Source organism: Clostridium sp. JNZ X4-2, from assembly GCF_054889485.1.
On record NZ_CM142685.1, the window covers coordinates 1650090 to 1674345 of the forward strand.

The following is a 24256-nucleotide window of genomic DNA, read 5'->3' on the forward strand; positions in this document are numbered from 1 at the left end:
TGATGACTTTTTAAAAACTAAATATTTAGCAAGTTAAGGTTAGGTAGCTGACTTGATTTTATAACCTTGGAACTGTGCCATTAAAATAGCCTGCTCTACTGTGATTTCACGTTCAACAGGGATAATGTCTGACTTTCTATAAAGTTCATTATTATAAGTTTCTTTATTTTTTAACATATTGTATAATGCTGTTAGAAGCATTCTTGCTATTGCAATGATTGACTTCTTATGACCGCGGCGTTTCTTTATGCGGAGATAGCGATTGCGGATTTCAGGATGCTTTTCACTTTTTACCACAGAATTAGCACATTGTACTAAAAGTGGTTTGATATAGCATCCGGCTTTGGAAACCCGGACAGATTTTTTCTTCCCTGCACTTTCATTGTTGGTAGGTGTAAGACCCGCCCATGAACATAAGTGTTTCGCCGAAGGAAAAGCCTCCATATTTACTCCAATCTCTGAAATAACAGTGATTGCAGAGAAAGGATTCTTAAATGATGGAGCGGTTAGAATTAGGTCGAGTTCTTGCTGATAGGGACTGGCGAGCGCAAGAATCAGTTTTTCTAACTCTGCTTTCCGGGATTCCAAATTTTCCAAATGACTTTTGATAATTTTTAATTTACCAGCCTGTTGGGGTGTAATATAACCATCAACGGCGAGCTCTAATTCTGGAATTTTATTTTTCATAGAGCCATGAATTAAAGGTTCAATGTCAAAAGAAGTATTTGAAGGATTTTCAAGGATCTTATCTAAAATTCTTATAGAACTTTTACCAAAAGTGTCTGAAACAACATTTCCTAATTGAATATTAGAAACTGTAAGGCAATTTTGGAGACGGTTCTTTTCACTTGACATAAAGCAGGTTAGTTTGTAACGATAGCGCATAAGGTCACGCAGCTGACGGATATCAGCAGGGGGCATAAAGCTACCGGCAACAAGATCATGCTTAAACAGGTCAGCAATCCATTTCGCATCTTTCTTGTCAGTTTTTTTACCACGAATAGCCTTAACGTATTTAGGATGTGCGAGTACAATAGAACAGCCTTTTTCCAAGACGTTGTACACGGGAATCCAGTATTTACCTGTAGATTCCATACATACATCCTTACAATTATTATCAAGCAGCCATTGTAACAGCTCTTTCAAACCACTCGTGTAGGTAGAAAAGCGATGGCTCCTGTAGGTAGTAATACCTTGCTTGTTAGTGGAAGCAATACATGCAACCACAAAAGTTTTGTGGACATCAATTCCACAACAGATTTTATACACGATTTTTAAAGCCATAGGGACTCCTCTCTGAACTAAGAAGTTCTAAAAAATTATAGGGAAAAGTGCATTGACTGACAGCCTGGCATTTAAACGAGATTGTTTAAACAAAGATAAGGTTACGTACTCAAAGGTACACTTATTTGTGCTTGAAGAGGCCGTCTACACATATATAAATACGGTTATCTGACAAGTCAGACAGCCCACTCACCCCCCCGTGATTTGTAGTATACCAAAATCCCTATGGTTTAATAATAAAACAAAAACTCGCTTGAAGCCAAGTATTTTCATTACGTTTTGTGCCTTGAGCGAAGCGAAAGGAATGAGTATATAAATGGATAAAACAGTTACACTGGCTCATGGAGCCGGAGGAAAACAAACATCAGAATTAATAGATCAGGTTTTTAGGACTCATTTTTCCAATCCTGACCTGACAGCGGATGATGCTGCAGTATTGAATATCAATGGAGAAAAACTGGCATTTACAACAGATGGATTTATTGTTTCTCCATGGGAATTTCCAGGGGGGAATATTGGCAAGTTAAGTATCTGCGGTACGGTAAATGATCTGGCATGTATGGGAGCAAAGCCGCTGTATCTATCCTGTGCCTTTGTAATCGAAGAAGGCTTTCAAATGGACAAGCTAGAGAAAATTGCAGCAGCTATGGAGAAGACTGCAGGGGAAGCAGGGGTTAAAATAGCAGCTGGAGATACAAAGGTGGCTGGAAAAGGACAAGTTGATGGTGTGTTTATAACAACAACAGGTATAGGGCGGATTATGGATGGTGTCAACACTTCCGGATTCAATGCAAGGCCCGGCGATGCAATTATTGTAACCGGTGATATAGGACGCCATGGATGTACTGTCCTGCTGGCACGAAATGAGTTTGGAATTGAAGCAGATGTAAACAGTGATTGTGCACCATTGTGGGGAACAGTAAAAGCTTTACTTGGCACCTCAAAAGATATTCATGTAATAAGAGATGCTACACGTGGAGGTGTAGGAACGGTATTATATGAAATTGCAGAACAGAGCAAAGTTGGAATCAGACTGAATTCAAAGAGTATACCGGTAGCAGATGGTGTAAAAGGCGTATGCGGGATGCTGGGGCTGGAACCATTATATCTTGCCTGTGAGGGAAGGCTTGTGATTTTTGCTCCTGAAGAGGTTGCCCCAAAGCTTGTAGATACGCTGCGTAAAGGCAAATATTCAGGGGGTGCGGCTATTATCGGTCAGGTAACCCAGGATATGCCGGGGCGTGTTATTGTAAAAACAGAAATTGGCGCTGAAACACTGCTGCCGCCTCCGGGAGGAGAACTGCTTCCAAGAATATGCTGATATAATAGAACAAAAAAAGGCGAACACCAGTAAATTGAAATATGGAGGAAATATATCATGATTAAAATTGCAGTGTATGGAAAAGGCGGTATTGGAAAATCCACAACAGTTTCCAACATATCTGCTGCACTTTCTGAAAAAGGTATAAAAGTCATGCAGATTGGATGCGACCCTAAAGCTGATTCCACAGTTTCGCTTCATGGCAAAACAAAAGTGAATACTGTACTCGAACTTGTAAGGGCCAGCAGGGTGAATAAAAAAAATTTCAATCTGGAAGACATGGTTACAGTTGGGTATAATGGCGTAATATGTGTAGAAGCAGGTGGACCAAATCCAGGATTGGGCTGTGCAGGCAGGGGAATTATAGCAGCCCTGGAAAAATTGAAGGAAAAGGGTGCTTATGAAGTATACAAACCGGATGCAGTGATATATGATGTACTGGGTGACGTAGTATGCGGAGGGTTTTCCATGCCCATGCGCAGGGGTTATGCAGACAAGGTATTTATTATAACCTCAGGTGAAAACATGGCTATTCATGCAGCCGCCAATATTGCAATGGCCATAGAAAATTTTAAAAACAGAGGGTATGCTGGTCTTGGAGGTATTATTCTTAACAGAAGAAATGTGAAAAATGAATATGAAAAAGTAGGCGAATTGGCAGAGGATATTCATTCAGAAATAGTTGGTACCTTGGACAGAAGTGAAGTGGTTCAGGAAGCAGAAACCTTGAACAAGACGGTAATAGAAGCATTTCCTGAAAGTGATATGGCAAAACAGTATAGAAAGCTGGCAGAGATTATCATGAGGATTTGTGGAAAGGAGATATCATGCTTATAAATGTGTCTGGGCACGTTGATGAGACAGGCGTGTGTACTGCAATAAAAGATGCTGTATTTCCTGCACCTTTTGTATCTGGACTGGAATATAATGCTCCTGCCAGAGGAACATGGAATATAGTTCATATTGGAATGCTTATTCCAAAGTCACATCAGATATATATATGTGCAGCCAACTGTTTAAGAGGAGTTGTGCTTACAGCAGAAGAAATGGGAACAGCGGACAGATTCTCAACTATAGCTGTACAGGAGAACAATGTGCTGGAAGGTGATATGGAAGAACTTATCATTGAAGGTGTGTCAGATATACTCCATAAGCTTCCGCAAAAACCTCCGGCAGTTCTCATATATCCCGCCTGTATACATCATTTTATGGGATGTGATTTGAAGCTAGTTTATGGAGAATTAAGAAAAAGATATCCTGAGGTGGCTTTTGCAGAATGTTATATGGATCCAATTATGAGAAAAAGCGGTCTGACTCCGGATGAAAAAATGAGGCGTCAGCTTTACAGTATCCTTGAACCACTGAAGATTGACAGAAAAAGCATTAATATCATTGGCAATAATATTTCTACGGATGAAAGCAGTGAACTTATACGTATTATCCATGAAAATGGATATGAACTGAAGGATATTACTCTCTGCAAAACCTATGACGAATATCTTAAAATGGCCGAAAGTTGTGTTAATATATCCTGCCTTCCTGCTGCTATACCAGGTGGAGACTATTTGCAAGATAAATTAGGACAGAAGCATCTGCATTTGCCTTTATGTTATGGATTTGATGAAATAACAAAAAATTTGAATATATTGAACGAGTGTTTAGGATTACCGGAAAAAGAATATGTAAATGAAAAGTCAGCAGCCTTAAATTCCTTGAAAGAAGCAAAAAAAGTAATTGGTGATGCAAAGATTTCCATAGATTATACAGCTGTTCCAAGACCGGCCGGATTGGCACGATTGCTTGTAGAAAATGGATTTAATGTGGACAGGCTGTATGCAGATTCATTTACAAAATGGGACAAGACAGATTTTGACTGGCTTGTAAAAAACAAACCTGAGATTAAAGTGTATGCTACAGTACATGCAAAGATGCGTGTTCTGGATAGAAAATGCAGTGAAAAGATCCTGGCAATAGGACAAAAGGCTGCTTATTTTACAGGAAGTGAATACTTTGTAAATATAGTAGAAGGCGGCGGCATGTACGGTTTTGATGGAATTGTGAGACTTGCTGGACTTATGAAAGAAGCCTTTACATATCCTAAAGATGTACGAAGGCTTATACAAATGAAAGGATGGAGGTGTGATTGCTGCTTATGAAACAGGCATCAGCATTTATTTCAACGTATACTGCAGATGTATCAGGTGTGTGTTCCGCACTATATGAATTAGGCGGGATGACTGTAATGCATGATGCATCAGGGTGCAATTCAACATATACTACTCATGATGAACCACGCTGGTATGATATGGACAGCATGGTATACATTACAGGACTTTCAGAGATGGAAGCCATCATGGGTGATGATGAAAAAATGATACATGATATTGTCAGCGCAGCTAATGATCTGCATCCTAAATTCATAGCTGTTGCGGGTACACCAATTCCAATGATGATAGGCACGGATTTTCATGCCATTGCAGAAGTTATTGAGAAACAAACTGGAATTCCATCATTTGGTATTGAGACAAATGGTATGCATTCTTATATATGTGGAGCCGGACAGGCTTTTGCTGAAATAGCAAAACGATTTACTCCCGCAGGCATACCTAAAAGGAGGAAAAGCGTAAATGTACTCGGAGCCACCCCTTTAGATTATTCTGTAAACGGAAGTATAGACAGCATCAGAACTAGATTAGCCGAAGCCGGATTCCAGGTTTTATCTGTATGGGCGATGGGAAGTACACTGGAGGAAATGAAACAAGCCGGAGCTGCAGAAGTGAATCTGGTGGTTTCCTACAGTGGATTACCAGCTGCAAAAGAACTGCAGAGAAAGTTTGGTACTCCCTATGTTGTAGGTGTCCCAATAGGAGATCGGTTTGCAGCTGTGGTGATGAAAGCACTGGATAGGGCAATTGATACAGAAAAACCGCAAATTGCATATGATAGGCGAACTGCCTGCGGCGGCACAGTTATCATTGGAGAAAGTATCTATTCTGAATCATTGGCTGCAGCCCTTTCACTTGAAAAGAACATGAAAACCAAAGTTTTATGTCCTTTGGAAACAGAATCATGCCTGTTATTATCCGGAGATGCTCAGGCAGAAGATGAGGACAGCCTTATGCTATATTTACAAAATGCTGAAACTGTCATTGCAGATCCTATTTATCGAAGAATTATTCAGCCTGGTACTAAATTTATATCACTTCCCCAAGAAGCTTTTTCAGGCAGAATTTACAGAAAAGACATTCCAGATTTGGTTGATAATATAAATATAATACAGTAAATTAAAATGGAAGATTATAAAACTTGTCAGTTGCAAAGATTGGTAATAAAACTTTCATTAAAGACGGCGTTATTACCATTGATAAAGACATCCTTAAGAGTGCAGTAAAGCAGGATGTGCTGTGTAAGAGCCTTAAGTTAGGAGTGCCGCGACGTTGGGCATTTACACCAGTTATGATGGAAGAAGGACAGAATGTTGAGTTTTATTTCAGCTGTTTGAAAGTGATTGGCAAACGGGATATCCCAGCAAAATCAATTTAAGGAGGAAAAACAATGAGTTTAACAACAAAAAAAGGACTGCAATCCGAAATCTTTGTACCGGTTACACAAAAACCAGTATTTACAGAATTGAAAAAACCATTAAATGAGTGCAAGGTTGCTTTTATTACAGCAGGTGGAATTCATAAAAAGGACCAGAAACCTTATAATACATCCGGTGATTTCTCTTAGCGTGTAATTCCATTTGATACACCATCTGATAAGTTGATGGTAACACATGGCGGATTCGATAACTCCGATATTAATAAAGATGTCAATGCCATGTTTCCCATCGATCGTCTTCATGAACTAGTAGACGGAGGATTTATTGGTTCTCTGCCCAAAGAGACTTATACATTCATGGGCGGCGGCGGAAATGTTGAGAAATTCAGGGATGAAACAGGTCCTGAAATTGCCCGCAAATTAAAAGAGCAGGGTGTAGATGTGGTTCTTTGCACAGGAGGATATGGAACCTGCCATCGTTCAGCAACAATTGTCACCAGATGCTGTGAAGAAGCAGGCATGAGCTGCTGTGTAATTGCTGCACTGCCTCCCATTGCAAGACAGCAGGGAGCACCTAGAATTACAGCTCCTCATGTACCAATAGGATCAAATGCCGGAGAACCAAACAATGTGGAAATGCAGACAGCAATCGTAAAGGAATCTTTGGAATGGGTTCGTGACTGCCCAAGCTTTAATCAAACAAAGGTATTACCTTACGAATACCGTCATAACGTATAAATCTGTTTCAGTAAAAGGCTACAAAAGGGGATTGAGAAGAGCATTATTCAATGGGAACCCAGGATCAAGGATATCAGAGTCGGCATCATTAAGCCGGGAAATTATGATATGTTTGTTAATTCCAATTTGGACTACTCTCCCATTGCCTGCAAGGTGCGGGGAGAACTGGGAGAGGGCGTTACACATCTGCTTTCCGGAGTAACCGTCATGATAACTGGTGTTGAGGATAAAAACGGATTTCAGCCCTCAAACATTGGCTCTTCAGAAGGGCTTTTGAAAGATCAGGTTGTATTGGACCGTGCCGGCACGCCAAAGTCAACTGATTATATTCTTCATGTGGATGTGCTGTTTGAAGAGGGTGAAGGAAGAACGGCGGAGGGTATTATGGCCGGACATCGGGCGGCGGACTGGATTGTACAGGAAATCCGGAAAGTGCTTGTGAATCTGGATAATATGCCTTATACAAGAGAAGAGTTCAACGATGTTATGCGCCCGGGCAAGCGTAAAATTATCCTTGTAAAGATTGTATCCGGTCTGGGAAATATGTATTCCTCCTGCAATTACCGTAACGTTACGATTTTGAAACTCTTTTGATATTTCCACCGCCCTGTTCATAGCATCTACGGTGACAGTTACTGCTACTAAATCTACAGGCTCGTCAAAATCTATCCTTTCAACATTTTCATTTTCAATAATAACTTCATACTTTTTCGGTGTAAGGTTTGTTATTGTAAGTAATGCAAGTGAAGGACTCATTCTTGTTTTTAACTTTGTATCCATAGGTCTTGGCAGCATTGCAGGCTGAATCAATTTAATTTTCACTCTTTACCCCTCCCAAATAAATTTAGACAATCCACTAAGAATCATCTCTATATTCTAAGATATCTCCAGGCTGGCATTCTAAAGCCCTGCAAATTGCGTCTAAAGTTGATAATCGAATTGCTTTTGCCTTTCCATTTTTTAATATAGAAAGATTGGCCATGGTTATTCCAACCCTTTTCGAAAGCTCTGTAACACTCATTTTCCTTTTGGCCAGCATAACATCAATGTTGATTATAATTGCCAATTTATTCACCTCAAATCGTTAAATCATTATCTGATTTTATATCTATGGCTTCTTTTAAAAGCTTTTGGAGAAGGGCTGCAAAGGCCGCAATCACAAAAGAAGCAAAAACAACGATCAATCCCAGCGCTGCAATACCTGGGGCATCGTCTGCGTCTGCTATAGGAACCAAGAATGGCATTAGTACTGCATATATAATACTGATTATGATGGCACAGTATTTTATATTCTTTAAGGCTTTTACAGATAGTTCCGAGAAAGCTTTGTTACCGTCAATATAGCTTAAAAGTTTCAATGCCTGATACAATGCAGCAAAAAATGGTATTGCGGAAACATAGGCACCTGTTAAAACAGGCAGATAAAACAACTTTGGATAATGCTCTGCTGCTCCACCAGCTATTGCAGGCAGCCAGAAAATGCACAATGTAAGTACTATAATTCCAATAAGAAAAACCACTATTTTTAAGAAAACTGTTGATCCTGGTTTCATAAAAAGCACCTCACTTTTAATTTCTATATATAGAATAACAGTTTTTTTATTGCTTATCAATAAAAATTTATTGTATTTGGAATACAAAAAAACACAGAGTACTATCGTCCTCTGTGTTTTTCCTTATGTTTTTTCTGTTTCAATGCAAATTGTCTTTTCTTTTCTGCTTCACGCTGCTTGCGGCAGTAGGATTTCCGTTCAACCCTACACTGCTCCCGTTGAAGCTTTAGTGCCTGATGTGCCTTTGTACCAATGTCTGTTTTCTGCAATTGTTTTTTTAGTGTCCGCTGCATTCGCTTGGGGTTTGTATGCTTTTCATCAAAGTATATTGTTTCAATGGATGGACTGAATTTTAATCTATTCCAGTTTTTAAGTACAAAATCATAGATTTCACAGTCCCTGGGTTCAGCACCAAAAGTGATCTTACAAACTTCATATTTCAAGAATACATGGATTGAGCACTGCTGAAATAGGAGTTCTGAGAATTATCTCCGAAAAGAGGATGTCATTATAAAGGATATAGTTGATATTTTAAAAATACCTAAAAGTACTCTCACAAGTATGATAAACAGACTTGAAAAACGAAAGATGATTAAAAGAACCATAAGCAGCAGGGATAGGCGTTCTTATAGATTGGTGCTTACTGAAGAGGGAATTCAGGCACAGAAGGAACATCTTGGATTGGAGGAAAGAGTTTATGGAAGCATAATGAAATGTCTGGATACCTGTGAGGAGAGAGAGGAGCTGTTGAAACTTATGAGGAAAATAGTGCATAACCTTAAAAGAGAAGACATATTTAAATAAAATCAAATAATTATAGTTAAATTTGCAGTTTTAAGAGCTTCACTGAGAATGGACTCCATCTTAACGTCATAGAAGCCTTTTAGAGATGCTACTAAAAGAGCTGTTTCTACTCTGTAATTTTTTAAGTACAAGTTCTTACTTGTTTAAACTCTGATATTTTCTGTTTTACTTTGTTTTGCCAACTGATTATAGTATAAGTGAAACATAATGAAAAAGCAGGTGGGATGTACAGAACACCTCAATACAGGGGAGAGAAACAGTGAAAGGAATGATATATTATGACAGAAAAAGATCCTATGTTTTATAAATCCTGGCGAAGCGGTATGCTTACCAATGGCATTGAGCGAGCAGCTCACCGAGCACTACTTTATAGTACTGGTCTAGAAGAAGAGGACTTGCACAAGCCCTTGATTGCAATCGTTAACTCCTTTACGGAGATAGTGCCAGGACATATCCATTTGCGCGAGCTGGCTCAGTATGTGGCCCAAGGAATTTGGGAGGCGGGTGGAGTTCCTAGGGAATTCTCAACCATCGCCATCTGTGATGGATTATGTCAGGGACACAAGGGTATGAGTTATCCACTACCTAGCCGTGAACTGATTGCTGATTCTATTGAGTACATGGTAGAAGCTCATCAGTTTGATGCCATGGTGCTGATTCCGGGATGTGACAAAATCGTGCCTGGTATGCTCATGGGGGCCATGCGATGCAATATTCCTGCTATCGTAGTATCTGCTGGCCCTATGCTGCCGGGTAAAAGCAAGAAGTTACCTATACTAACCCTTAGCGATATGCGAGAACTTATTGGCCGTACACAAACTGGAAAAATGACGGTGAAAGAACTAATGGCTGCGGAACAGACGGCTTTGCCTGGATATGGCACTTGTGCCATGCTGGGTACCGCCAACACCATGGGATGTTTGACTGAAGTGCTGGGTATGAGTTTGCCAGGATGTGGTTTGGCACCGGCAGTGAGTGCGAAAAAAAGGCGAATTGCCAAGCAAAGTGGTAGACGTATACTTGAAATGCTGAAAAAAGATCTGACACCTCGCCGTATTATGACTCGTAAAGCTTTGCAAAACGGGATCATGGTCAGTATGGCAATGGGAGCTTCTACCAATAGCACTTTGCATCTGCCAGCCATTGCTCATGAAGCTGACATTGACATATCGCTGACTGATTTTGATGAATTGAGCCGGAAGGTACCTTATATATGTAATATTAAACCTTCGGGTACGCACTCTCTCATTGATTTGGAGGATGTGGGAGGAGTGCCTGCTGTAATGAAAGCTATCGAATCCTTGTTGGATGTAAGCGTACTCACCTGTACTGGCAAAACTTTGGAAGAAAATTTGTCTGGAGTAGATCTAGTAGAGAATGACGTAATTTTTTCTCTGGACAGGCCTAAAAGGCCAGAGGGTGGTTTAGCTGTTCTTCACGGCAATCTGGCTCCAGACGGTGCGGTGGTAAAACAATCTGGTGTGAAGCCAAGTATGCACCATTTTAAAGGCCGAGCACGAGTATTTACTTCTATGGAGGATGCCTGCCAGGCTGTTTCCGGTGATAAGATTAAGCAGGGTGATGTATTGGTTATACGCTATGAAGGACCTCGTGGTGGCCCTGGTATGAGGGAAATGCACATGGTTACTAGTCTTATTGTAGGCCGTGGCATGGATGAAATATGTGCCCTAGTTACAGATGGACGATTTTCTGGTTCTAGTCGAGGTCCTTGTATCGGTCACGTTTCACCAGAGGCTGCAGCGGGAGGGCCTATTGCCATTGTGGAGGATGGAGATCCTATTCTTATTGATATCCCCAGCCGTAAGTTGGAACTCTGCATTTCGCAGGAGGAAATTCACCGCCGTTTGGCAAACTGGATACCTGTGAAAAAGCCTTGTACGCCGGCCTTGGATCGATATTCAGCATTGGTGACCAGTGCCAATCAGGGAGCAGTACTCAAGACTCCCGCGGAGCTTTATGATAAATTCAAAACAAAACAATAAACTGATTCTGAATAAAATCTATTCATACGGATGACAAAGAAATTTTATATCGTTAGATGCAGCAAAGGTTAAAGTATCATCTATAAAAGTGTATTGCAGTGAATCTTATAGATGCATCTCAAAGCGTAACTTACTTTCATATTATGAAAATGTGAGTTACGCTTTGCATTAATTACTCTTTAGGAAATACTATCTAAAATCAAGGAGGTATTTTAAGACGGCTGGCACATTGGTGGAAAATTATTTAAGGCATGAGAAAAATTAAGAACCAGTTAGATATTGTTCAAGACAAAGGGATTAATCCGATGAGTTTATATCAACAAAAACTCGTATATTTGTTACAGTCTGCAAGGAATAGATGGGAGCACCTGACGCACTGTATCGAACATATCTCTGACATATGCAGGATAATTACGCTCTGCACTGTATACAAGGCTCAGCTGCAGTGTGCTTTTCAAACCAGAGACGGACAGAACAATGAGATCATCATCCGTCATTGGACCATTGGGAGCACATGCAATCATACCAGGACAGAAAAAGGACATGCCTTGGGTTTTTGAAAGGGCAAGTTGGACATTGTAGTCACTAATCATTGCTGCCGTATGCAAAAGGATATTGTGATGTGACAAGAAATCGTCGACCAATTGATTTAATGTGCTGCCGGATGCATTACTAACAAAAGATAAATTAGTAAATTGTGATAGATCGATATTGTCTCCTGTGGTGTATTGTGGAACTTTAGAAAGGGGAGTGACCAAATAAATGGGATCCTCTATCAGTGATTCTATGACTATATTCGGAACAAGTGTGGCATTTACACCAATAAAGAAGTCTATCTCGCCCAGAGTCAATCTTTGCTGAAGTTGATAAGTATCACCAAGAACAAAGCAGACTTTTACCTTAGGATGATTAGGATAGAAAGCTTTCAACAACATTGGAACCAATAATTGTGCCCGTGCGGTGCCAAGGCCCAGGGTGACTTGACCTACAATTCCCTGCTCCAACTCCATCAGTTCTCGGCACAAATCACCCTCCAAAGCTTTCTGTCGCAAAAGCATAGCCTGAAGTGCCCTACCTGCATCGGTAAGTTGAACTTTTGGACGGCGGACAAACAGCATGGTTCCATATTTTTTCTCCAAGCGGTGGATATGATCGCTGAGACATTGCTGTGTTAAAAAGCATTGATTTGCGGCACGACTGAAGCTAAGCTCACGTGCCACCGCTAAAAAGGCAACTTCACTGTTGGTCATGTTAAAACATCTCCTTTCTATTTGTTGAAAGAGAAATTTTCCAAGATGTTTTGCTTTTCACAGAAGAAGTATATGTAGTGTGTTCTCTGCAATTGGCAATGTATTAGGATAGACTCTTTAATTCTAGTTAAACAAGTTTTTACTTGTTTAAATTCTGATGTTTTCTGTTTTACTTTGTTTCATTGATTGGTTATATTATAAGTGAAACTTAATAAAAAAGCAACTGGAGCAGTATAGAACTATAGAACCAGAAATTGCCTCAGGTTTTAGGTGGGGCTGTAGGAGCTACAAGGGCTATTGTGGACGTGGGGTGGGCTAAAAAGATGAAAAAATAATAGCAATTAATAGCAATATACTTGCTTTATTTATTAAGTAAATATTATTTAAAAATCAGGAGGTTGGTGCATATGAATTTTTAAGGTAGATGTGCTATGTAAAGCATTTCCGGGTAAGTCCACTATAGGTGCATTGGGCTGGAGCAATGTAGTACTTATACGTATGAAAGGCAGAAATATTTTATTTGATACGGGAGGACAGGGAATTCGTCCAAATCTTTTAAAAGCACTTGAAAAATTATCGGTGAAACCGAATCAAATCGACAGCGTTTTTTTGAGCCATCTGCATTTTGATCATTGCTGCAATGCATCTTTATTTTCAAGTGCAGAATTCATTATAAGCAGAAAGGAATGGGAATATGCTACTACAGAGGAAGATGTTTTTACAACAGAAGAATCTGTGGAGTATTTGAAAGGTAAGAAGAAAAGGTTTATATCCAAAGACGGGGAGGAGATTTATCCTGGGATGAAAGCCATATTTACTCCAGGCCATACTCCCGGAGGAATGTCTATGGTTCTTGAAGCAGATAATGAGACGTGGATTATTGCAGGTGATGCAGTAAAAAACAGGATAGAGTTGCTGAAGGGAGAAGTGGATATGTCTTTAGATAATGAACAAAGCCTGCAGAGCATATTGAGAATAAGGAATATGGCAGATCGTGTTTTACCTGGACATGATTGCTGGATGAAAATCAAAGACAATAAAATTATTCCTGAAGAAAAAGTACAGGTTAATATAGTCTTGCCAGAGGGGATACAGGGTGGAGAAAATGGGGTGTTTAAATTGGATATTGAAAATAGGCCATTATTATAAAATTTAATAGGCAAAAGTAAGATTTTAAAATTGTAAAGAGGCAGATTAGTATAATTCAAATTTATGAAGTTAAGGGGTATGTGAATATGGAGTCTTTGGATTTAAATAAATTTCCTAAAGTAGAATTACCTAGGTTCCTGAAAATAAAGCAGAATTTTAAGAAAGATAGAGTTGAAAATATAGAACTTGAAGTGGCAGATAAAGTAAAACAGGGTATAAAAAATATGAACCTGAGGGACAAGAGAATTGCAGTGGGAGTTGGCAGCTGTGGAATTGCAAATATTGCTGAAATGGCAAAGACAGTTGTAGACTGCCTGAAAGAAGCCGGAGCAAAGCCTTTTATTATACCTGCCATGGGAAGCCATGGCGGGGCCACACCGGAGGGGCAGGCAGCTATTCTGGCCTCCTATGGTATTACGGAGGAAACTATGGGAGTTAAAGTGGACGCATCTGTAGATGTTGAGCCCATTGGAGAATATGAACCTGGATTAACTGTCTATGTTGCCAAAAGTGCACTGGAAGCAGACGGGGTAATTATAATTCCCAGGATAAAACCCCACACCTGTTTTAGGGGAAAGGTTGAAAGCGGTGCTTGTAAAATGCTTGTTATAGGGCTTGGCAAGCAGCGGGGGGCGGATTCAGTTCACAGTAAGGGATTTGAAAGATTCCATGAGCTTATGCCCGGAGTTGGGTGCATGATAGCTAAGAAGATCAAACTGATTTTTGCCGTATCCACAGTTGAAAATGCCTATGATGATACCTATAAGATAACCATACTTACAAAAGATGAAATACTTGGACTCAAGAAGGAAGAAACTCTTCTTGAAGAGAGCAGAAAGAGGATGGCACAGATACTTATACCAAAATTTGATGTACTTGTAATAGGGGAGATAGGCAAGAATATAAGCGGAGATGGACAAGATCCCAACGTGACAGGACTGTATTTTACCAAATGTGTCAGCGGAGGACCTGAATTTAAGAAATGTGCAATATTGGATGTGACAGATGAATCCCATGGAAATACAATTGGAATTGGAGTGGCTGATGTTACAACCAGAAAACTGTTTGACAAAATAGATTTTATCTCAATGTATACAAATAGTTTTACCAGTACGGAAACAGAACCTATCAAGATACCTATGGTTGCCAGGAATGCTGAAGATGCTGTAAGGATAGCAGTAAAATTGTGCAATGGTGTAAGAAGTAAGCAGCATAGGATAGTCTGGATTAAAAATACCATGGAACTGGGGAAAATATGGGTAAGTGAACCTCTGCTGTCCCAAGTTGAAAAAAACCCCAGGCTTGAAATCTTAACCGGTCCTAAAGAAATTGAATTTGAAAAGGGAGAACCTGTAGATATATGGGAATAAAAGTTTATTAGTGTTTAAAGCAGGTATGATATCCACGAAATGATTTAATTTATACACCAGCAGCCGGCGATGATAAATTACAATATGCCAGATATTAAATAATTAGAATTTGTGGATGAAATACCTATTGGCATATAAAAGGAGGATTATAAATTGGCTGACATTAACAATGAAAATAATATTAATGATAGTGTTATGGACAAAAAAACTAAAAAAAGTATATTATGGGGTGCTACATTTTTTACTGCAACCACTTCAACGGTTGGTGCTGGATTCTTGACTCAAACAGCTCAATTTGCACAGGACTACAAATTGTCACTTGTTTTAGTAATTATAGCTGTATTTATAATAAATATTTTCACACAAATCAATGTATGGAGTGTATTATGTGTTTCAAAACTGAAAGCACAGGACATTGCGAATAAAATTGTACCTGGACTTGGGTATGTGATTTCATTTTTGATATTATTAGGATCAATAGCTTTCAATACAGCCAATATAGGCGGTACAGCATTGGGATTTAACATTCTCTTTGGTATTAATTTGAAGGCAGGATGTATTTTAGCTGGCATTTCGGCTATACTCATATTTTTATCCAAAAATATAGGCAGAGCTTTGGATCAATTTTCAAAAATATTAGGTATTATCATGATACTTGTTATTTTTTGTATGACTATAGTGGTCCTTCATGGAAATTCAATAGGCACTGGAGTTAGGCTGAATTATGGTACTCTGTTTCCTCAAAAACCATCAACATTATTATTTCCAACTGTGACTTTAATGGGAGCAACAATTGGAGGTTTCATATTATTCTCAGGGATGCATCGTCTGCTGGATGCAGGAATTTCTGGAGAAGAAAATTTAAAAGAAGTAGAGAGTTCTGCTATCTTCACAGTAGCTATAACAACAGTTATAAGAATTATGCTGTTTCTATTAGCTCTAGGTGTAGTATCCAGAGGGATAAGATTAGATCCTACTAATCCGGCGGCATCAGCTTTTAAATGTGGAGCAGGAAATTTAGGGTATATATTCTTTGGAGTGGCTATTGTGTGTGCAGCAGTTACATGTGTTGTGGGAGCTTCTTATACTACTATTACTTTTTTTAAGACACTGAGTCCCTTTGTAAACAGACATGAGAGAATTCTTACAAGTGGCATAATTGCTATTTCAACACTTATAATGATCATATTGGGTAAACCTGCTAAATTACTCATAGTTGCAGGTTCTCTAAATGGCCTCATTATTCCCATAATGCTTGTTATGATTTTAATAGCATCCAGGAGGAAAGATATTGTGGGAAATTATAAGCATCCAAAATGGCTGTTCATAATAGGTGTTATCATAGTTATAATAACTGCCTATGCTGGAATAGAATCTTTGACCAGCATTAAAGCATTATTTGCATAGTCTTAAAGTATTATAAAAATATTAAGAAGAGGTGTATTAAGTTATGAAATGTAAAAATAGTTCATTGGAAGGAATATGTGATTTAGATATAAAATGCGATGACAATGCACTCAAGGGAATAATTGATATGCATATTCACACATCTCCTGATATTAAAGAAAGGCGTTTTGATGATATAGAACTTGCAAAGGAGGCAAGGAGAGTAGGTGCTGGAGCTGTTGTAATAAAATCCCATGTTGTACCTACTATGGATAGGGCCAGAATTGCAGAAAAAGCAGTACCAGGGGTTCATGTGTTTGGAGGTATAACTCTAAATACCCAAGTGGGTGGATTGAATCCTTCAGCAGTTCAAAATGCAATTTCAATGAATGCAAAAATTATATGGCTGCCCACAGAGTATTCATCAAATGATAGAAAGCAAAAGGAGAAATCAGACGGAATTGAAGTATTGAAAGATGGGAAAGTTGTACCTGAACTTATAGAGATTATGAAAATGATTGCGAAAAACAATGTAATTATGGCTACTGCACATTTGGCTCCTTATGAAACAAGAGTTGTAGTAGATAAGGCCAGGGAGTTGGGTGTCAAAAAAATTGTAATCACACACCCGGAATGGCCCTCAGTGAATATGTCTTTGGAGGATCAAAAGGCACTGGCTAAATACGGTGTATATTTTGAAAGATGCTATGCGAGAGTGGTAAATGGAAAATGGGTAAAAAATTTGGAAATGAACTTAAAAGCCATGGAAGCTGTTGGCTATGAATCCACCATTGTATCCACAGATGCAGGTCAGATTGAGAATCCACTTTGGAGTGAAGAACTTCTTGATTACGTAATGTTTCTTCGTAAATCGGGGGTACCTGAAAAAGTTATTGACAAGATGACAAAAGAAAACCCTGCAGAATTATTGGGGCTTAAATAATAAGCAATGAAATTCTAATCTTTTATTATTTATATCTGTAGTTGGTACGTTGGCAAACTGCGATAGCTGGGTTGCCATAGAAGATCTTGCAAATGACAATATTACTTTTCATGGGTTTGCCCTGCGGTAATCCTCCAAAACCCTTGATTTTATGCACTTTATACTATATAATAAATTATAGAAAACTGTATAAGACAGTTCGGAACCATCCTGTCTATAAACAAAACTAGGGATTGGCTAGTGAAAAATAGCTTATTTTTGTGATTAAGGTGGAGAATTTATCTCTGCCTTTTTATATTTTTATACATATTCAGGACAGTTCCATTTCTTAATTTACATATTTAAAATTTCAGGAGGAAGCAATGAGACATTTACCAAAATTAAAAAGATATGGACAGGTTACAGAAAGACTGCCAAGAGAAGTGGTGCTCTTAAGGGGAAGCGGGTGTTTTTGGGGAAACTGCATATTTTGTGACTATCATCTTGATCAGGACTATAGCGCTTTTAGAAATCATAAATTAAATCATGAAGTGCTTGAAAAAGTTACGGGAAAATACGGGGTGCTTCAGATAATGAATTCTGGAAGCGCCAGTGAATTGGATGCCGTCACAGTATTTGAACTTATAAAATTGTGCAGGGAAAAGAATATTAAGCAGCTTATTATGGAGAGTCATGTAAAATATGAGGATGACATAAAAATTTTCAGGGAACAATTTGCACCTGCAAAACTAAAATTTATAGTTGGGGCTGAGAGTTTCCAAATTGACTATAGAGAAAATATACTGAATAAGGGTATGGGCTGTAGAGAAGCCTGGAATTTTGAAAATTTTGATTGGGTGAATTTACTTTTTGGCATAAGGGGGCAAAATATTCAAGCACTGAAAAGAGATTTGAAACTTGCCTTAAATTATTTTGAAAGAGTCACAGTAAATATATTTTGTGAAAACACCAAAAATGTAAAAAGAGATAATGCCCTTATAGATGAGTTTTATAACAGTTATCTATTTGAAAAACTTCAGACAACCTATTATGACAGGGTTGAGATACTGGATGATATAGATGGCAGGTGTAATGCGGATTTGGATGGAGTGGGAGGTAAGATGGATGAGTAAAACCAATAAACTGGTAAAAATATCTGTAGTGGCTGCAATATATATAGTTGCAACTATTGCACTGGGTCAGCTTTCTTATTGGGGACCAATAGGATTCAGATTGAGCGAGATGTTAAACTTTTTAGCTTTTATAGATCCATTTTACATCATATCTCTCACTGTAGGATGTGCCATATCAAATTTTTACAGCTTTAGCATGGTAGATGTATTTGTGGGGAGTTTTCAAACTCTTTTGTCCACATATGCCATGTGGAAGACAAAAAGCATGGCTCTATCTGTTATATGGCCTGTGCTTGGAAGCGCATTTATAGCAGAAGAGCTGCATATACTCTATAAAGTACCTTTTTTTTATACATTCTTCACACAGGCAGTGGGGGAACTTGCAGTGATGCTTCTGGGATATTTTGTTTTTAAGAAGATGTTTAGGAACACTGCCTTTCTAAATAGAATAAAGATAAAATCCTCCAACCATAAAATGGAGAAGAGTTTTCAGAATAAATAGCTTTACATTTAGCTCCAACTGATATAAACTAGTGTATATATAGGAGTATATACATTGGTTTGGAGGAGAAAAATGAATAATATAAAAAAACTTACTTATTCAGGGCTCTTGACAGCTCTGGCAATTATAGTCCCGACGGCTTTTGGAATTTTAAAAATACAGATTGGACCCTTTAGCGCTACTTTAGCCGCCCATGTACCAATGTTCATATCAATGTTTTTGGGACCTTTTGCAGCAGTAATGGTGGGTATAGGTTCTGTAATAGGATTTTTAGTAACATCACCCCTTGTAATAGCAGCAAGAGCTTCCAGCCATATATTTGTGGGATTAGCTGGTGCACTTATGCTTAGAAGGGGAATATCCTTTAAAAAGGTTATAGTGCTTACAGCACCTATCCATGCTGTACTCGAAGCTATAGCAGTAATACCTTTCGGTTTTACCATGTACAAGGTACTTATAGTAGTGGGTACAGGTACGCTAATTCATCATATGGTAGATGGAGTTATTTCCCTGGCTATCTTGGGAGCACTTGCCAGAAGCTTGAGTTTGAAGAGAATCTAAGGTTAAATAATAAAAGTATTAAGATATAATAAAACAGGGTAAAAAGCAGTATGGATTCATACTGCTTTTTTGTACTCTTGACATATTATACTGTTAAATATAAAATTTATCCATGGTTAACCACTCCAATACTCCCAGTTTTTCTAAAAGTGGAATAGAGAGCGGTTAAATCCCAGGATAACAATTCCGAAGCATTAGGCGGGAAAAATCCGCCTGAACCTAATAATCACTTGATATTTGAGGAAGGAGATAATATGGCTATAGACTGCAGTGAAATGAAAATTGAAAAAGAACATTTGAAAGACATTTTAAATTGGATAAAAACAGAAGTTAAAAATATAGAGTCAGATGATATCAAATTAAAAACAAGTATAGAAGATCTTAGAAAGCAGGCTAAAGGAAGATATAATGAAGAACTGGATACAAAAGAAAGGTTATACAATATAACTCATAAAAATTTGGAAAAGTATGAAGAATGCCGGGAAAAACCCTATTTTGGCAGAATAGATTTCAGGGAATATAAGGGTCATAAAGAAACTTTTTATATAGGCAAATTTGGATTGGGAGATATACAGCATGGAGATGAAAAGGTAATTGATTGGAGGGCTCCCTTAGCTGATTTATATTACAGCGGTGTAGAAGGGAAAACCTTTTATAAATCTCCTATTGGAATAATAAGCGGAGAACTTAGTCTAAAGAGAAAATTTTTAATTGAAAATGAAATTCTAAAAGATGCCTTTGACGAAGGAATAAATGAAATAATGCTGAAATCAACTAATGAAGAGGGTAATTCATTGGCTGATGAATTTTTAAAAATAAATTTAAATCAGAGTGTAAATAACAGGCTTAAAAATGTAGTTGCCACTATTCAAAAAGAACAAAATAACATAATAAGAACTGATAAAAACACTACCCTTATATTTCAAGGATCCGCCGGTTCTGGAAAAACTACAGTGGCTCTTCATAGATTGGCTTATCTGCTTTATAGATATAAAGATAAATTGAAGGGGAAGGATGTAATGGTCATAGCTCCCAATAAACTTTTTTTAAGTTATATATCGGATGTACTTCCGGATTTGGGAATAAATGATGTAAAACAGGTAACTTTTGAGGAGATGTGCAGTGAAATGCTGCATCTTAAAGACAAAATATACACCAGGGACAGGAAACTGGCTGATATACTTGAAAACGGAGAATATCACTATAAAAAAATAGTCAGTGACAATAGCCGTATAAGGGGCAGTATTTTATACAAGGAACTAATTGATGATTATGTAAAATATATTGAAGAGAAAGATTTGAATATAGATGATATAAAGGTAGAAAATTATATTTTATTCCACAGTGAAGAAATATACAGGTTATATTTAAAGGATATGAAGTACCTTCCCGTGAATCAGAGAAAATATGAGATAAAAAGATATTTTAAATTGAAGATAGATGATAAGATAAATAAAATAGTAGATAAAATAGATTTTCTCTATGATTATCAAATTGCCAGGATAAAAAAGACTATGGAGGATGGTTCGGACAGGAGGAAGAGACTTACATATATATATGATGAAAGAGATAAAAAAAGAAAAAGTGTGGTAACGGAGGCAAAAAAAAATTTTGAAGATTATTTTAGCAGATGGACTGAAGTGGATACTTCCAGACTTTATAAAAAGTTCTTAACCAGTCAGGAAGTGTTTGAAAAAATTATAAAGGGAAGAGTTTCTGAAAACCTCTGGAATAATCTTGTAAAGGAAATTAAAACAAATATGGAAAATAAGATAGTAGATGGTGATGATTTGGCCGCACTCTGCTATTTGAAATTTAAAATAGAAGGAGTGCCCAATAAATTCAAATATAAACATCTGGTTGTAGATGAAGCACAGGATTACAGCAGCTTTGAAATGGCAGTTTTAAAGGAAATGAGTACAGGGGACTCCATGACTGTAGTAGGGGATCTGGCACAGGGTATATATGACTATAGAGGAATATCCAATTGGAATGATATTATAAAAAATATATTTGAAAGCAATGTAAAGTATTTTCAGCTGACTCAAAGCTATCGTTCTACAGTGGAGATAATAAAATTTGCAAATAAGGTGCTTGAACGCCAAGAAAATGATTTGAAACCTGCAGTACCTGTGTTAAGACACGGAAATTTACCTAAAATAGTTGAATTTACAAATAACAGAGATTTCGGTGAAAAATTAGATAATATAGTGAAAGAACTTCATAATATTAATAAAAATACAATAGCTGTTATAGGAAAAACCTATGAACAGTGCAGAAAAATCAGGGGTTATTTAAAGAAGTACAGTGAGTACGATTGGAATTTAGTCAGAGAAAATGATAATGTATTGAGAGATGACAAAATAATAATTCCATCCTATATGACAAAAGGATTGGAATTTGACTGCAGTGTAATTTATAATTGTGATGAAGAAAATTATACTGAAAGTGAATTGGATAAGAAAATATTATATGTAGTTCTCACCAGGGCTCTTCATATGGAATATATATTTTATTCAGGAAAAATGTCTAAAATTATTACTGGCTCCTATAAATAATTAGAAAACAGCATCTAAAACAGTTCCCATTATTATCAGCAGATTCAAATCTTTAAACTTCAATGCAGTAGAAGAGGATTCATATTTAAATTTGTATCAGATGAGAAAAAGTTGAAAAAAGCAGGTGAACTTGTAGATAAATTTCTAACTTTGATTTAAATTGGGGGCTTAGACCCCTTGTTTTTTATTATGGCTAGAAGAGATGATATATATTGAATATAATTATTAAAAAGCAATAATTAACCAAAATGATTTTCTCTTTGATATTCTAAAATTAGCTTGTCCAGTTTTTCGCTGCATCTAACCACTGTTTCGTCTGTAAGACTACCGCCTTTTATTAATAAATATAGAGTTTCTTTTAGATTATTTATTTGAATATCTAAATCTGTTAAATCATTTTTCATCACTATTCCTCCATAAGGTAACTTTACTCCTCTTATATTTTACCAGATAATAATAAAATAAACATATCTTTTATTAGCCATTAAAATACAGTATATTACAAAAATAAACATAATTTCTGTAGATAAGGTGTGGATTATTCTGTGGAGAAAATGTGGAAAAAAGAAAAATGTGTCTGTATATATTGATATAAAGTGCCATGGTAAAAATTGCTAAAATAAAATAATGTCTAAAAGTTTTTTATATGTTTCAGTTAAAAATAAAACGTATTGATAAGAAATAATAATATAGAACAATATAAGTATTTTAAATAACTATATTCATTAAGGTTTTACATGTGAAAAAGTTATAATTAAAATATAGAATATAAAAATTGATTGGTGATTTAAATGGTTTCAATAATAATTCCGGTATTGAATGAAGAAAAAAAATTAAAAGGCTTTTTGACATTCTTGGAAAACATAAAAGGGAGAAAGGAAATAATTCTGGTAGATGGTGAGAGTACGGACAATACTGCCTTCATAGCAGGCAAATATGCAAAAGTGCTGTTTAGTGAAAGAGGAAGGTCAAAACAAATGAACAAGGGTGCAGAATATGCCCGGGGTGACATACTATGGTTTTTACATGCAGATTCCATAGTGGATCCTAATTCAATTAATTATATAGAAAAAGCTATTGAAGATAAAAATATAGGAGGGGGATTTTCTCTTTATTTTTATGATTTCAATACATTATTTATGAGATACATATCCAAAACTTCAAATATCAGAGCAGAAAAGTTTAAAATATATTTTGGAGATCAGGGACTGTTTATTAGAAAGGACATATTTGAAAAATTAGGAGGATATGCAGACATAGATATTATGGAGGATTTGGAACTGTCATTAAGATTGAGGAAAATGGGGAAGATGAAATTGCTCAGATGTGGCATAGGAACTTCTGCAAGAAGATTTAAAAACCGGGGGCCCATTAAAACTCATATATTAATGCACAAACTCAGGATACTATATTTTCTGGGTGTTTCACCAGAAAAACTAAATAAAATGTACAGGGAGGCCCGATAATGAATGCACTTATACTGATGACAAGAGTGCCTATTCCAGGTAAAACTAAAACCAGATTAATGGAATTTTTAACAGGAGAGGAATGTGCCAAACTTCATACTCGATTTTTGCTTGATGTTTTCAGGGTATGCAGCATGCTGGGTTCTGGAATAGATATATATCTTACATATACCCCAAAAGAAAATTTGTCTTATATGAGGGATATAATTCCCAGTTATATAAATATATTCCCTCAAAGCGGAAATGACTTAGGCAATAAAATGGACAATGCCATAAATAAGGTTTTATACAAGGGATATGAGAAAGTAATTTTAATAGGAACTGATATACCGGAAATACAACCATCCTATATAAAAAAGGCATTTTATATATTGGAAGATAAGGATGTGTGCCTGGGACCAACAGAAGATGGAGGATATTATTTAATAGGTATGAAGGAAAGATATTCGGAGATATTTTCAAATAATATAAGATGGGGAAAAAAATCGGTAATTGAAGGTACTATGGATATAGCAAATAGAAGTAACAAAACCATAGGATTTACTCACAAATGTTGTGATATAGATACTAAAAGCGATCTAATAAAATTTATGTTCAAAGTAAAGGATAAGAATAGATGCTGGGATATATTCCCTAAAAATACTTATGAATTTGTAAACGAAATTTTATTTTACAAGTTTAATGGAAGAAAAGCTAACACAAATAGATAATTC

At 37.0% G+C, this 24256-nt stretch carries 23 protein-coding genes and 2 pseudogenes; 18 read left to right on the plus strand and 7 right to left on the minus strand.

The features are described 5' to 3' along the window. Window positions 1-39 precede the first annotated feature (39 nt). Window positions 40-1284, minus strand: a complete 1245-nt coding sequence (locus ACYUJ6_RS07980; protein ID WP_461844432.1) for an IS110 family RNA-guided transposase — start codon at window positions 1282-1284, stop codon at window positions 40-42. A gap of 316 nt (window positions 1285-1600) precedes the next feature. Between ACYUJ6_RS07980 and hypE the strand changes: the two genes are divergently transcribed. The 6 genes and pseudogenes from hypE (at window position 1601) to prdB (ending at window position 6886) form a co-directional block, all read left to right on the plus strand. Beyond that, a complete protein-coding gene (gene hypE, locus ACYUJ6_RS07985) occupies window positions 1601-2605 on the plus strand; it encodes a hydrogenase expression/formation protein HypE (protein ID WP_461845283.1) in 1005 nt (334 codons plus the stop codon). 57 nt (window positions 2606-2662) lie between these two features. Beyond that, window positions 2663-3442 carry a nucleotide-binding protein gene (locus ACYUJ6_RS07990; protein ID WP_461845284.1) on the plus strand — a complete coding sequence of 260 codons (780 nt, stop codon included), beginning with the start codon at window positions 2663-2665 and terminating at the stop codon, window positions 3440-3442. Further along, window positions 3433-4761, plus strand: a complete 1329-nt coding sequence (locus tag ACYUJ6_RS07995) for a nitrogenase component 1 (protein WP_461845285.1) — start codon at window positions 3433-3435, stop codon at window positions 4759-4761. The genes ACYUJ6_RS07990 and ACYUJ6_RS07995 overlap by 10 nt, the downstream gene beginning before the upstream one ends. Continuing rightward, window positions 4758-5888: a nitrogenase component 1 gene (locus ACYUJ6_RS08000; protein ID WP_461845286.1), complete on the plus strand. Its 1131-nt coding sequence runs from the start codon at window positions 4758-4760 to the stop codon at window positions 5886-5888. The genes ACYUJ6_RS07995 and ACYUJ6_RS08000 overlap by 4 nt, the downstream gene beginning before the upstream one ends. Window positions 5889-5911: 23 nt before the next feature. Beyond that, window positions 5912-6148 carry a hypothetical protein gene (locus ACYUJ6_RS08005; RefSeq protein ID WP_461845287.1) on the plus strand — a complete coding sequence of 79 codons (237 nt, stop codon included), beginning with the start codon at window positions 5912-5914 and terminating at the stop codon, window positions 6146-6148. Between the two features lie 12 nt (window positions 6149-6160). Beyond that, a pseudogene (gene prdB, locus ACYUJ6_RS08010) lies at window positions 6161-6886 on the plus strand (D-proline reductase (dithiol) protein PrdB). A gap of 537 nt (window positions 6887-7423) precedes the next feature. Here the strand turns inward: prdB and ACYUJ6_RS08015 are convergent. The 4 genes and pseudogenes from ACYUJ6_RS08015 to ACYUJ6_RS08030 form a co-directional block, all read right to left on the minus strand. Continuing rightward, window positions 7424-7708: pseudogene (locus tag ACYUJ6_RS08015) on the minus strand (B12-binding domain-containing radical SAM protein); the annotation flags it as partial. 34 nt (window positions 7709-7742) lie between these two features. Next, window positions 7743-7952, minus strand: coding sequence for a helix-turn-helix domain-containing protein (locus ACYUJ6_RS08020; RefSeq protein ID WP_461845288.1), 210 nt, complete (start codon window positions 7950-7952; stop codon window positions 7743-7745). Window positions 7953-7962: 10 nt separating this feature from the next. Beyond that, complete coding sequence (locus ACYUJ6_RS08025; protein WP_461845289.1) at window positions 7963-8439, minus strand: DUF2975 domain-containing protein; 477 nt, start codon at window positions 8437-8439, stop codon at window positions 7963-7965. 101 nt (window positions 8440-8540) lie between these two features. Continuing rightward, entirely contained in the window at window positions 8541-8882 is a 342-nt protein-coding gene (locus tag ACYUJ6_RS08030; RefSeq protein ID WP_461845290.1) for a YjdF family protein, read from the minus strand. A gap of 94 nt (window positions 8883-8976) precedes the next feature. Between ACYUJ6_RS08030 and ACYUJ6_RS08035 the strand changes: the two genes are divergently transcribed. Further along, a complete protein-coding gene (locus ACYUJ6_RS08035) occupies window positions 8977-9243 on the plus strand; it encodes a MarR family winged helix-turn-helix transcriptional regulator (protein WP_461845472.1) in 267 nt (88 codons plus the stop codon). A gap of 278 nt (window positions 9244-9521) precedes the next feature. Beyond that, complete coding sequence (ilvD, locus tag ACYUJ6_RS08040) at window positions 9522-11246, plus strand: dihydroxy-acid dehydratase (RefSeq protein WP_461845291.1); 1725 nt, start codon at window positions 9522-9524, stop codon at window positions 11244-11246. 338 nt (window positions 11247-11584) lie between these two features. On the opposite strand, the gene ACYUJ6_RS08045 is transcribed toward ilvD, so the two are convergent. Continuing rightward, window positions 11585-12496, minus strand: a complete 912-nt coding sequence (locus ACYUJ6_RS08045) for a LysR family transcriptional regulator (protein ID WP_461845292.1) — start codon at window positions 12494-12496, stop codon at window positions 11585-11587. Window positions 12497-12922: 426 nt separating this feature from the next. Between ACYUJ6_RS08045 and ACYUJ6_RS08050 the strand changes: the two genes are divergently transcribed. The 8 genes from ACYUJ6_RS08050 to helD all read left to right on the plus strand — a co-directional run bounded on the left by ACYUJ6_RS08050 (window position 12923) and on the right by helD (window position 22077). Then, window positions 12923-13645, plus strand: coding sequence for an N-acyl homoserine lactonase family protein (locus ACYUJ6_RS08050; protein ID WP_461845293.1), 723 nt, complete (start codon window positions 12923-12925; stop codon window positions 13643-13645). Window positions 13646-13731: 86 nt separating this feature from the next. After that, entirely contained in the window at window positions 13732-15015 is a 1284-nt protein-coding gene (locus ACYUJ6_RS08055; RefSeq protein ID WP_461845294.1) for a nickel pincer cofactor-dependent isomerase, group 22, read from the plus strand. Window positions 15016-15168: 153 nt separating this feature from the next. Next, complete coding sequence (locus ACYUJ6_RS08060) at window positions 15169-16422, plus strand: NRAMP family divalent metal transporter (protein ID WP_461845295.1); 1254 nt, start codon at window positions 15169-15171, stop codon at window positions 16420-16422. 43 nt (window positions 16423-16465) lie between these two features. Further along, window positions 16466-17344 (plus strand): DUF6282 family protein, encoded by an 879-nt coding sequence (locus tag ACYUJ6_RS08065; RefSeq protein ID WP_461845296.1) that lies wholly within the window; start codon window positions 16466-16468, stop codon window positions 17342-17344. 362 nt (window positions 17345-17706) lie between these two features. Next, window positions 17707-18456, plus strand: coding sequence for a hypothetical protein (locus tag ACYUJ6_RS08070; RefSeq protein WP_461845297.1), 750 nt, complete (start codon window positions 17707-17709; stop codon window positions 18454-18456). Then, a complete protein-coding gene (locus tag ACYUJ6_RS08075) occupies window positions 18449-18958 on the plus strand; it encodes a QueT transporter family protein (protein ID WP_461845298.1) in 510 nt (169 codons plus the stop codon). Before ACYUJ6_RS08070 ends, ACYUJ6_RS08075 begins: the two co-directional genes overlap by 8 nt. Window positions 18959-19030: 72 nt before the next feature. Then, complete coding sequence (locus ACYUJ6_RS08080; protein ID WP_461845299.1) at window positions 19031-19519, plus strand: ECF transporter S component; 489 nt, start codon at window positions 19031-19033, stop codon at window positions 19517-19519. Between the two features lie 254 nt (window positions 19520-19773). Beyond that, window positions 19774-22077 carry an RNA polymerase recycling motor HelD gene (helD, locus tag ACYUJ6_RS08085; RefSeq protein ID WP_461845300.1) on the plus strand — a complete coding sequence of 768 codons (2304 nt, stop codon included), beginning with the start codon at window positions 19774-19776 and terminating at the stop codon, window positions 22075-22077. Window positions 22078-22316: 239 nt separating this feature from the next. Here the strand turns inward: helD and ACYUJ6_RS08090 are convergent, their stop codons facing one another. Beyond that, window positions 22317-22481, minus strand: a complete 165-nt coding sequence (locus ACYUJ6_RS08090; RefSeq protein ID WP_461845301.1) for a Spo0E family sporulation regulatory protein-aspartic acid phosphatase — start codon at window positions 22479-22481, stop codon at window positions 22317-22319. Window positions 22482-22868: 387 nt separating this feature from the next. Here ACYUJ6_RS08090 and ACYUJ6_RS08095 point away from each other — a divergent pair, with 387 nt between their 5' ends. Then, entirely contained in the window at window positions 22869-23543 is a 675-nt protein-coding gene (locus ACYUJ6_RS08095; RefSeq protein ID WP_461845302.1) for a TIGR04283 family arsenosugar biosynthesis glycosyltransferase, read from the plus strand. Further along, window positions 23543-24253: a TIGR04282 family arsenosugar biosynthesis glycosyltransferase gene (locus ACYUJ6_RS08100; protein WP_461845303.1), complete on the plus strand. Its 711-nt coding sequence runs from the start codon at window positions 23543-23545 to the stop codon at window positions 24251-24253. The genes ACYUJ6_RS08095 and ACYUJ6_RS08100 overlap by 1 nt, the downstream gene beginning before the upstream one ends. Window positions 24254-24256 lie beyond the last annotated feature (3 nt).